The organism is Gemmatimonadaceae bacterium (assembly GCA_016720905.1).
Classification (GTDB): Bacteria; Gemmatimonadota; Gemmatimonadetes; order Gemmatimonadales; family Gemmatimonadaceae; genus Gemmatimonas.
In genome coordinates this window covers 16,078-27,364 of sequence record JADKJT010000002.1, presented here as the reverse complement: position 1 = coordinate 27,364, position 11,287 = coordinate 16,078, and the positions used below count along the sequence as shown (strand labels likewise).

The window sequence follows — 11,287 nt, the reverse complement described above, 5'->3', positions numbered from 1 at the left end:
GATATGGCCCTCTTGACCTTCAAGCATTTGACCGGGTCGCGCGCAACCCAGGTGGACAGCGTCCGTCTCGGCGCGCACCGGGAACTGATTCTTGGTCGGGCGCAGTCGGCAGCCGTGCGCTTTGATGCCCGGGAGGATCGCGCGGTGGGTCGACAGCACGCGCGCATCGTCCCGGTCGACCAGACACTGGGGCGATTTGCCTTGAGCGATCTGGAGACGCGAAACGGGACATTCGTCAACGGCAGGCGAGTGACAGACGCCGTGGAACTTGTCTCGGGCGATGTCGTGCAACTGGGCGTGGATGGGCCGCGTGTGGAAGTCACCTTCACGACGGAACCGGACCTCGCGCGTCAGCCCGGATAGACCTCGAAAATGCCGGCGGCACCCATGCCACCGCCGATGCACATCGTGACCATGCCGTAACCGCCGCCACGGCGCCGCAGTGCATGCACCAGCTGCGTCGTGAGTTTCGCGCCCGTCGCGCCCAACGGATGCCCCAGGGCAATGGCCCCGCCGTTCACGTTGATGATTGACGTGTCCATGTTGAGCTCCTTGATGACGGCCAACGCCTGCGCCGAGAACGCTTCATTGAACTCGATGAGCTTGAGATCGGACATCGTCAGCCCGGCACGGGCGAGCGCCTTGGGCACGGCCTTGATCGGGCCGACTCCCATGATGTCCGGATCCACGCCACCCGTGGCGAAACTGACAAAGCGCGCCAACGGCGTGAGTCCCAGCGCCTTCGCTTTGTCGGCGCTCATCACCAGCACGGCGGCGGCGCCGTCTGAAAACGGACTCGCGTTGCCGGCGGTCACGCTGCCGGTCGGCACGAACGCCGGACGCAGTTTCGCGAGGCCGTCCAGCGTGGTGTCGGCGCGCGGGCATTCGTCGGTGTCGAAGGCGACGTCGGTGACGGTCTTCGTCGCTCCCGTCCATGCATACCGTTTGACCTGAATCGGCACGATCTCGGGCGCAAACACCTTGTTCGCCAATGCCACGGCGGCTTTCTGCTGGCTCTCAAACGCAAACTGGTCCTGCTGTTCGCGGGTGATGCCCCACCGCTTGGCCACGCGCTCCGCCGTGAAGCCCATGCCGATGTAACTCTCCGTGATCTCCGGTGAGAGTCGCGCGTTGTATCCGGACATCGGTACCTGTGACATCATCTCGATGCCGCCGGCCATGACCGTGTCCCCCATGCCGGCGATGATGGCCTGTGCCGCATAGGCCACCGACTGCAGCCCTGACGAGCAGAAGCGGTTGACCGTCGCGGCCGACGTCTCCACGGGCAAGCCACCGCGTAACCAGGCCAGACGGGCGTGGTTGAGTCCCTGCGACGCTTCCGGCATGGCACAACCCCACTGCACATCTTCGATGCCCGCCGGGTCGATGCCGGCGCGCGCGATGGCTTCCTTCATGACGGTGGATGAAAGATCCACCGGATGCACACCGGCCAGCGATCCATCGGCCTTGCCACGGCCCACGGCGCTACGCACGGCACTGACGATCACGACCTCGGTCATTGCAGTCTCTCCGTATGCGAACGCGCGCTCAATTGCGCAGCGGCTTGCCGGTCTTGAGGGTGTAGGCGATGCGCTCCTGCGTTTCCTTGGTGCCAAGGAGGCTCAGGAACTGTTCGCGCTCGAGGTCGAGGATATCCTGCTCGGTGACATCGCGTGGTGTCCCGTCACCGCCGCAGAGGACATAGGCAATGGCGCGCCCAACACGCACATCATGCGCTGATGCCTGTCCTGCTTCCTTCGCTGCCCACAGGGCATACTCCAGATTGCCCAGGCCCTCGCGGCCCAGCGCCCGCACCGTCCGCTCCAGCGGCGGCAGGTAACCCGGTGCCAGATCCAGCACGCGGCGCTTGGCATCCGCGAGTTGCTGGTCACGGTTCATGCTGATACGGTCGCTGGGCCGGAGGAATCCGAACGCCCGCGCTTCAAACCCCGACGTGGTGGTGGTGGCGAACGCGATCAGCTTGAACGCGCGTTTGACAGCCGCGAAATAATCGACGTCGTCGTAGTTGGCGAGTTCGCCAGTGAACCGCATCAGCAGTTCCTTGGTGCCGCCTCCCCCCGGAAGCAGTCCCACGCCGGCTTCCACAAGGCCCATGTACGTTTCCGCGTGGGCCTGCACGGCGTCCGCGTGCAGCGTGAATTCCGCACCACCACCGAGGGTCATGCCGGCCGGTGCCACGACCACCGGGAATGGTGCCCGGCGGATGGACATGACGCGATCCTGAAACACCTTGCACGACTCGGCGATGTCATCCCACGCCCCGGCCGATATCGCAAATGACACCAACGAGAGATCGGCGCCGACACTGAATGCCCGTGGATCTTCATTGCCGATGACGAGACCGTTGAAGCCGAGTTTTTCGACCTTTGCGATGGCGCTCTCAAGGCCCTTCAGGACCCCGTCGCCCAACGAGTTCATCTTGCTGCGGAACTCGAAACACGCGACACCGTCTCCCAGATCGATCAGGCGCGACAGCCCGTTGTCCTCAAGGACACGGCCACTTCGCGCGAGTCCCGCCAGGGAGATGCGTCCGGGAATGTCGGGTACCGGCTCATACGTGCCGTCGAATGTCAGGTACTCACCACCCTTGTAGAAGCTGCCATGTGCCGCCTCCAGCAACGCAGGGCGGGCATCGCCACGGGCATCGAATTCCTGTCGCAGCCACTCGAGTCCGAGCGCATCCATGATGCGGAACGGTCCCGCTTCCCATCCGTAGCCCCATTCCATCGCGCGATCGATCGCGACAATGTCGTAGGCGAGTTGCGAGGCGAGCGTGAGCGTATAGTGCGCGGCATCGAGCAGGTGATCGCGGAGAAACGCGCCCTGCGCGCCGGGGATGGACTTGGCAGCCGGCAACCGCTGGGCAATCGGCGGCCGAATGGCCTGACCGATGTCGCCACCCTCAAGCCGCTGCTGCGGCACATACGACTTCGTCTGCCAATCAAACGTCAACGTGCCGGTCTTGGTCTTCGTGTAGAACCCGCCGCCGGTCTTGTCGCCCAACTTCCCGCTGGCCACGAGTTCCAGAATCCAGGGCGGCAGCGCGAAGTCTTCACCCGTCGCACTGCCAATTCCCTTGGTGACATGCGCCAGCACATCGATGCCGGTGAGATCCCCGGTCCGAAACGTTGCCGTGCGGGCGCGCCCGACCAGCGATCCGGTGAGTCCGTCAACCTCATCGATGGTGAGACCGTGCTGCTCCATACGGCGCATCGTGCCGACCATGCCGTAGACGCCAAGTCGGTTGGCGACAAATCCCGGCACATCCTTGCACATCACGATGCCCTTGCCAAGCGTGCGTTCGGCGAACTCCCGGATGGCACCGATCACTGCCGGGTCGGTCTCCGGCGTGGGGATGAGTTCAAGGAGGTGCATGTAGCGCGGCGGATTGAAGAAGTGCGTGCCGAGAAAACGGCGACGGAACTTCTCCGAGCGACCGGCGAGCAAGACCGACATGGGAATGCCGGACGTGTTCGATGAAATGATCGCGGTGGGTTTCATCAGCGCTTCGATGCGCGCGAACAGTTGTTGTTTCGGTTCGGGCAGTTCGATGATCGCTTCGACGATCCAGTCGCACGCGGCGAGCAGACCCAGATCATCCTCGATATTGCCGATTTGCACGCGCTGGGCGGCGGCCGCCTCCATGAACGAGGCCGGCTTTGATTTGACCGATTTGGCGAGACCCGAACGCGCGGGGGCGCTGCGATTGGGCGACGTCGGGTCCGGGTCGCCAGGAATATCCAGCAGCACGACGCGGCAGCCCGCCGAGGCGGCGAGGGCGGCAATGCCGCTCCCCATCGCACCAGCGCCCACCACGCCGACGGTCGTCACGCGCATTCGGGAATCGCTCCGAAGAAGGGATACGGAAAACTCCGCCGGAACCCCGTCCGAGGGAAGGGGGGTGGGGGCAGGAAATGCGACGTTTCCGTCATGTTTTGGGAGACGGGAGACGAGAGACGGGAGACGGGAGACGGGGCGTGCTACTACGGGTTGAACCAGTAGCTGATTTTGAGCAGCACGGTGTTCAACGGGCGCGCGTCGAAGAGGTTCTGGAGGTCCCGTCGCGGCGCGAAGCTTCCCGGGTTGAGCTCGTCCGGCGCGCGTCCTTGCTGCCAGACCAGGAACAGCGTGCTGGCCGGCCGGTATTCCCATCGCAGCACCGCATTCGAATTGAACTGCTTGACGTTGAATCCACGGGGCGCGGTGGTACGGTAGGTGGAAAAGCGCGCGTCATAGTTCGCGTCGCGGACGTTGCCCAATGCGCGCCAGTCCGCGTAGTCGCCGGTGCTCACGAACGGTTGCGCATAGATCTGCAACGAGAGCGTGGGCGTGGCGGTCCAATTGCCCCGTGCCGTGACGGCGAGGATGTGCTGGTGCAAGCGCGCAAACGTGAAGTGGGTGGTGTCGCTGAGAAACGCGCCGAAGTTGCCGACCCACTGCTGGTCGTTGGTGATCTCGTCGGTCGACACGTTCAGCGATGTGGAGAAGCGACTGGCCACGCGCAGATCCACACCGGCATCGGCGCCGCGGTACCAGGAGCGGCCGCCATCGCTGTTGCCGATGCGATACGCAAACTTCGGGACCACCGACGGTCGGGGATCACCGACCAGATCGAAACGGATGCCTTGCTTGGACGATTGTCGGAGCGCCGGTCCTCCCCGCGCGCAGCTGACACAATAGGTGCCGCCGAAATCGCTCAGGCTGGTGGTGATCGCTCCACCCCAGTTGTTGTGAAATCCACCGCTGGTGTGCACGGACAGGACTTGTGCCGACAGCACGCCGCCAGTGGTCCAGTGTGACTCCAGCGACGCGGTGGAAAAGGCGGAGCGAAACACCCGCGATGGACGCAATTGGCGCAGGTCGACCTGCTGTCTGAACGACGCGTCGTTGACCAGATTGACGAATCCGAGATCGTTGAATTCCACGCCGGCTGACGCGTAACGAAACACGTTCTCGTATCGCGTCCGCCCGCCCACTTGTTTGATGCCGGTGGAAAATACGAGTCCGCCCATCGCCGTGCGCGTGGAGTCGTAGGTCTGTTCGTGATCCGGTCGCTGATAGAGGTGCACACTGTTGCGCTGGGTCAACGCGATCGACCTGGCCGAGCCGCGCACGTCATTCAGCCCCGTGTAGCCCGACCACTCCCACCGGTCATGCGCGAACCGGTGGAAGCCCTGCAGCAGCAGCGTCGTCGCCGACCGCCGCAGGAAGGCGTCCGTGCCCACATCACGTTGACGGCGCACATCGGTGAGTTGCACGCCCAGCTGCGAACGTCCGCCGCGCAACTCCCGCAGCGCGCGCGCCACCAGATAGTTGGTCTGCGGTTCAATGGTGTTGCCGTTCACGCCACGCACGCGCTCCGTGGATGCGTTGACGAGGCCAAACGCGACCCCGTTGTCGAAGCGACCGGTGATCTTTGCGGCGGCGGTGATGTTGGTGAACACCGGATCCGCCGTGGCGCTGCGTAGCTGCGGGGTTCGCCCAATGCGGCGCGTGTAGAAGATGCCTTCGCACGGTCCGTTGCAGCGATACAGGCCGGCCCCTTCCTGGAAGAACGGTCGCCGTTCGTCGAAACGGATTTCAAAGGCGCTCAGATTGAGCACGGCGGGATCGGCCTCCACCTGGCCGAAGTCGGGATTGACCGTTGCGTCGACCGTCACATGCGAACCCAGTCCGGCTTTGAGATCGAGCCCTCCGGTGAGCTCGCCGTGGTCGCCACCGGCGCGCGCAGCTGGATTGGGTACGCTCTTGGTGACCGTGTAGGGCAGCAGTTCGAGGCGACGCGGCGTGCCGATGCGCTCGATCCCCATAATCGTGCCCAACTGTGACACCAGCGTGCGTCGTGAGGGTCGATAGGCCGGCCACGCATCCCGTTGATTCAGGCGCGCCACATCGCGCCACACGCCGAATCCGAATTCGTGAATGTCCTTGGCGGTGAAGCGCAGTTGACTGAGCGGCACGCGGAATTCGGCCACCCACCCCAGGCTGTCGATGCTGGTGCCGACATCCCAGACCCCATCCCAGGTGGCATCCTCGGTGACGTCGCCGTACATCGAGAAATCGCGCTTCACACCGGCAGGGTTCACCGCCAACTCGATGCCACTGCGACGATCCTTGTAGGCATCGACGATGATCTTGAGTTGATCGCTGGCCGTCTTCACGTCGCGACGGCTGAGCAGCGACACAATGCTGTCGGGATGCGGATCGAAGGCGCGGACCAGCACGTACAGGTTGCGATCGTCGTAGGCGACCCGCGCTTCGGATCGAAACGTGGCGGGCAGATTTTCGCCCGGATCGAACTGCCGGAAATCGGTCATGGCCGGCGCGGAACGCCATACCGCGTCGTCGTCACGTCCGTCAATGACCGGAGCCGTGGCGGCGCGCACGGCGCGTCCGACCGTCTGTGAGTCCGGCGCGGGGAATGGTGCCGGCGTCTCCCTGGCACTCTGGGCGTTCAGCGATGTGGCGAGACACAGTGCACAGGCAACCCGCGCGACGAACTGCGCCGCGCGGGCGTGGATGGCGGGGCGGGGAAAAGGCATGGTGAAAGCTACGAGGGTCGACAACGCCCTGTCGACGATCACCTCGATGCGCGCACTAGGCCTGTTGCGCCGGATTGTAGCCGCGCACGTTGGCGAAGTAGCTGCGGATGCGCGCAATGCCGGCCGCCTGATCGTCCTCGTCCGGCATGGTGGTTGGTCCCAGACGAATCACCTTGCGGGGCCAGTCGAAGGCCACGCAGCAGATCGGCACCTGAGCGCCCTTGGCGACATGCCAGAATCCGGTCCGCCACTTGGTCACCTTCTTGCGCGTGCCCTCGGGGGCCAGCGCCAGGGCGAACCGGTCGTTCGCGCGAAACGCGTCGATGGTGGTTTCCACCACCTTGGAACTCTGTTTCCGTTGCACGGGAATGCCGCCGTTTGCGCGCATGAACCACCCCAACGGCGGCGCGAACAGCGAGTCCTTGCCCCACCAATGCGTGTCGAATCCCAGCGCCCATTTCGCGGCGAGGCCGATCGGGAAATCCCAATTCGATGTGTGCGGTGCGACAATCGCGACAAATTTCGGGATGTCCGGCATGGCCCCCTCGAATCGCCATCCGGCGCGCGTCAGTATCCACAGGCCGACTCGGCGGAGCAGCCAGCCTTTCGTTTGGGGTGTTTGCGGGCCAAGGCGCCAGTCCGCCACTCCACTTGTCCCTGAGGACGTGGGTACAGGTGCCTGCGACGCGTCGGGTCCCGATGTGCTGGCGAGGGAATGGATCATGGCGTTCATTTGACTCATGACTCACACGATCCGCAAGACCTCCCCAGGGGCCGCCACGTGAGGCAGGCCTTTTCCAGTCTGCTGGGCCTCTCCGTAATCGGCACACTCGCCGCCACGAATGCCCCCGCGCAACCCGTTGGCGAGGGACCGCTTGTCCTTCGGCTCCCGGCGAGCGCACGCATTGCCGCGATGGCCAATGCCGGCGTGGCCTCGACCGATGGTGACGCCATGTTCTACAACCCCGGCATGCTGGCGAGCTCGCGCGGTTCGGTGATTTCGATGCAACGCTATGGCGCTGCGGCGACATCCGGATCGATGGGGACCACGTCAACGGCCGGCTCGCTCACTGTGGGAATCGGTGCCCAGTTCGTGACCTATCTCGCACCGGCGGGCGCCTCCTACGGCGACGTGGTGAAGACGGGTGCCACGCACCTCGCAGACGGTGGTGAGGTGTCGGCGTCAAGCACCGCGTTCACATTCGGTCTGGCTCGCACCATCAAGGGCCTGCGGCTCGGAGCCAGCGTCAAGTACGCGGAGGATCGCCTGGGGGCCGCGCATGATGGCACGGTTGCGTTCGACATCGGGATGAATCGTGCGCTGGGACCGGGCACCCTGGCCGTGGTGATGCAGAACCTCGGTGCGGGTCCGCGACTCAATGGCATCAAGGGCACGCTGCCCAGACGCATCGGCGTCGGATTCGGCGGCTACCAATCAGTCGCTGGACACTGGGATGTGGGCGCGCAAATGGCGCTGACTCTCGAGGGCGATCTGTTCGTGCGTCCGGCCGGTGGCGCCGAAGTGGCTTATGTGCCCATTGAAGGCGTGGCGATCACGTTGCGCCAGGGCTTTCGTCTCCCGCGTGAGCGCGACGAGTCGTTGGTGACGGCCGGCCTCGGCGTGACGATCGATCGCATTGCGATTGACTATGCCATGGAGCCGATGCGCGGTGGTCGACCAGTGGCGCATCGGGTGGGATTGCGCATTCGGTAGGGCGGTTTCTTAAGACGGGAGACGGGAGAATGGAGACGGGAGACGTCCAGCCGGCGACAATTCGCGCTGACTGGACGTCTCCCGTCTCCCTCCATTCTCCCGTCTTCCCCACCCACCGCCCCTCCGCGGTGGTCCTGCACTCCTTACTGACAGGTCGGGCGGCCCATCGGCAACGGCAACGCGCACGTCTTGGTCGTTCCGTCGTGCGTGATGACGAGCGACGCGGTGGCGGTGCCATTGTAGGTGATCACCTCCCGGCGCAGCGAGGTATGTGTCGTGCCGTCCACGGTCATCACCACTTTCATTGAGCGAATGACCGTGCCGGCGGTCGGGTACGTCGGTCGGCCGTTCTCCACGGGAATGGTCAGACCGGTCGTGGTGTCGCCCATCGTGCGTTGCGCCGAAAACGCCTTGCCGTCACGGGTTTTGCCAGTGGCACTCTCCGACCCTTGAGCCGTCCCGTTGACCGTACGCAGCGTGCTGCCGACGGCGAGTCCGGTGACCGTGCGGTCCGAGCTGTTCTGCACGGTCGCCGTCACGCTGTCACGGCGTTGCACCGTGCCATTGGCTGTCATGCGTGTGCGCACTGAATTGGTGGTGCTGTCGTGCGTCGCCTGCGCCGTGCCATTGGCCGTCTTGAACGTCAGGATGCGCGTGATGGTGAGACCGCCGCGAATGACTGGTGCGCAGGTCACGTCACCGGTGGCCGCCGAGAACGTGCAGTTGCCGGCGTCGCCGGTCGCGAATGGACCGCGATCGGGTCCGCGTCCGGCGGCCACACCACCAAGGAAATTCACATCCATGTTGCCGCCCATGAAGCCGCCCATGCCCGGTCCGCCCATGGGGCCACCGCGGCCGCGCTCGGGCTGCCAGGGCAATCCGGCGGAGGCATCGCCGCCCGCCACGCTACTGGACACTTCGTTGAATCCGGCCGGGGCCGTGTTGAACGCGCTGCCCAGCGAGAGCATCTGCGGGCTCGTCGAATCATTGCACGCTGCCAAACCAACAAGCGTCATGGTCAGCGCGATGGCGATTGGTCGCATACGGGACATGAATGGTTCCTCGGTGCCGTCGGTGCGAGTGGCCGCGCGAGTCGTGGCATTGCATCCGGCGTTCGTGACATCAACACACGAACATGGCGGCACCCTATGCCCGGACGGCGGTCTCACCGCACCGGTGCACACTGTTACTCGGCGGAATGCTCCGGCAGAAACGCCGCCAGTCGATCGCGCAGGATACGCAGCGCGCGACTCATGTTCGCCTCCACCGCTTTCACGGATACGCCGAGTGCATCGGCGATCTCGCTGTAGCGCAGTCCGCGCTCGCGACTCATGACGAACACTTCCCGGGTGCGTGGCGGCAGCTCCGCGATGGCCTGCGTGAGGGCCGACTGCAATTCGGTGGCCTGCACCTGCGCATCCGCCGCCTCGGTCGGTTCGCTCATCGCCTCGACGTACACCACACTCTTCTTCTGGACGGCCAGATGTCGCAAATGATTGAGCGCGCGATTGCGAACCGCTTGCATCAAGTAGCCCGCGACACTGCTGTCGGGGGCCAGCGATTCCCGACGACGCCACAGTTCCAGAAACACATCCTGCGACAGTTCCTCGGCGACACCGACGTCGCGCAACACCCGACTGGCGGATCGGACAACCGGCTCATACCACTGCCGAAATATCGACTCGAACGCCTGATGGTCGCCTTCGCGCAGACGTGCGAGCAGATCGCGGTCATTCGGGCTATCGGTCACGTCGAGCGCTGGAAAGGCCAGGGAAAACCGCGAAGCAAGCCTCCACGGCACGGCGGAAGACGTCTCCCCGTGGGGGAGCACGGAGGGAGCGGCATCCGGGTATACTATAGCAGACCGCCCCGATTTCGCGTGGGGGTAGGGTGCCGCCTCCTTTCCGTGTTCACTGGACATGCACGACGATTCCCGTCAGCCGGATACGAACGCTCAAGAGCCCGACTGGGATGCTCTCGCTCGCCTTGTGGCGGGGGAAAGTGACCCAGCCGAGGAAGAGACCATGGAGGCCTGGTTGGCCTCACATCCTGTTGACGCCGCGTTGGTCCGCACTGTTAAGGCCCACAGTGATCGCGCGGAAGCCGGCATGGATCGGCCTATCGATGTTGAAGCCGCGCTGAGGATGGTCCGGGCTCGACGGTCCGAGTCCGCGCCTCTGTCGGTGGTTCGCGGCGGGGCGCCTGACGGTTCTCGCGCGACGCGGGGTTGGGGAGCCAACGGCGTTTCGAAGGGCTCGTGGAGGCGCGTCACCTTTGCGGCCGCCGCTGTGATGGTGGCGTTTGTCGGGCTTCGCGCCTGGCGGAGTGCCGGCGCGGTGGTGCAGCAGGCGCAGGTGCTGGCCACACAAGTCGGTCAACGCGACTCGCTCACGTTGCCGGACGGCAGTCGGATCGTGCTGGCGCCGGGAAGCCGTCTGACGGTTGCGGTCGGGTATGCCGACGGTGACCGATCCGTGGTGCTCGATGGGGCAGCCTACTTCGATGTCAAGCACGATGATGCGCATCCGTTCACCGTGCGCGCCCGGGATGCAGAAATCCGCGACATCGGCACCAGTTTTGTGGTGAAGACCGACGCCAGGGGTGGCGTTTCAGTGTCTGTCACCCACGGCATCGTGGCCGTGCGCGAATCGTCGCCGTCGGCGAGGCCGGCCGTCGAGTTGCGGGCCGGAGACCGCGGCGTCGTGAGTGCCGGAACCGTGGCGGTCACTCGCGGTACAGTGACGGAAGACGAAATGGCGTGGACCCGCGGTCAACTGACCTACCGGGATGCGCCGTTGTCCGAAGTGCAGGCGGATTTGAAGCGGTGGTATGGCATCAATATGCTGGTCGCGGACTCGGCGTTGTTGCGTCTCACCGTGACGATGCCGGTTCAGCAGGACTCGGCGCGCGTGGTGAGCACGATTGCCGCACTGCTTGGTGCCGACGCCGAGCAGCGTGGTGATACCGTCATCCTTCGTTCGGTGGGACGCGGCACGATACCCTGAGGCGC

General features: G+C 64.9%; 9 protein-coding genes. 3 read left to right on the top strand and 6 right to left on the bottom strand.

Translation table 11 applies throughout. From position 1 onward, the window contains the following. The first annotated feature begins 3 nt into the window (after window positions 1-3). Window positions 4-363: an FHA domain-containing protein gene (locus IPP90_02395; protein MBL0169566.1), complete on the top strand. Its 360-nt coding sequence runs from the start codon at window positions 4-6 to the stop codon at window positions 361-363. On the opposite strand, the gene IPP90_02390 is transcribed toward IPP90_02395, so the two are convergent. The 4 genes from IPP90_02390 to IPP90_02375 all read right to left on the bottom strand — a co-directional run bounded on the left by IPP90_02390 (window position 351) and on the right by IPP90_02375 (window position 7,287). Then, complete coding sequence (locus IPP90_02390) at window positions 351-1,520, bottom strand: thiolase family protein (protein MBL0169565.1); 1,170 nt, start codon at window positions 1,518-1,520, stop codon at window positions 351-353. The two genes, IPP90_02395 and IPP90_02390, sit on opposite strands and share 13 nt — an antisense overlap. A 28-nt stretch (window positions 1,521-1,548) precedes the next feature. Further along, the gene (locus IPP90_02385; protein MBL0169564.1) at window positions 1,549-3,858 is read right to left on the bottom strand and encodes a 3-hydroxyacyl-CoA dehydrogenase/enoyl-CoA hydratase family protein; all 2,310 of its coding nucleotides are present in this window, start codon (window positions 3,856-3,858) and stop codon (window positions 1,549-1,551) included. A gap of 146 nt (window positions 3,859-4,004) precedes the next feature. Then, on the bottom strand, window positions 4,005-6,563 hold the full coding sequence (locus tag IPP90_02380) for a carbohydrate binding family 9 domain-containing protein (protein ID MBL0169563.1): 2,559 nt from the start codon (window positions 6,561-6,563) through the stop codon (window positions 4,005-4,007). Window positions 6,564-6,618: 55 nt separating this feature from the next. After that, a complete protein-coding gene (locus IPP90_02375; protein ID MBL0169562.1) occupies window positions 6,619-7,287 on the bottom strand; it encodes a lysophospholipid acyltransferase family protein in 669 nt (222 codons plus the stop codon). A gap of 57 nt (window positions 7,288-7,344) precedes the next feature. Between IPP90_02375 and IPP90_02370 the strand changes: the two genes are divergently transcribed. Further along, window positions 7,345-8,277, top strand: coding sequence for a hypothetical protein (locus IPP90_02370; protein MBL0169561.1), 933 nt, complete (start codon window positions 7,345-7,347; stop codon window positions 8,275-8,277). 143 nt (window positions 8,278-8,420) lie between these two features. Here IPP90_02370 and IPP90_02365 read toward each other — a convergent pair whose 3' ends face one another. Continuing rightward, window positions 8,421-9,329 carry a hypothetical protein gene (locus tag IPP90_02365; protein MBL0169560.1) on the bottom strand — a complete coding sequence of 303 codons (909 nt, stop codon included), beginning with the start codon at window positions 9,327-9,329 and terminating at the stop codon, window positions 8,421-8,423. A gap of 134 nt (window positions 9,330-9,463) precedes the next feature. Beyond that, the gene (locus IPP90_02360; GenBank protein ID MBL0169559.1) at window positions 9,464-10,027 is read right to left on the bottom strand and encodes an RNA polymerase sigma-70 factor; all 564 of its coding nucleotides are present in this window, start codon (window positions 10,025-10,027) and stop codon (window positions 9,464-9,466) included. Between the two features lie 541 nt (window positions 10,028-10,568). Between IPP90_02360 and IPP90_02355 the strand changes: the two genes are divergently transcribed. Continuing rightward, on the top strand, window positions 10,569-11,282 hold the full coding sequence (locus tag IPP90_02355; protein MBL0169558.1) for a FecR domain-containing protein: 714 nt from the start codon (window positions 10,569-10,571) through the stop codon (window positions 11,280-11,282). Window positions 11,283-11,287 lie beyond the last annotated feature (5 nt).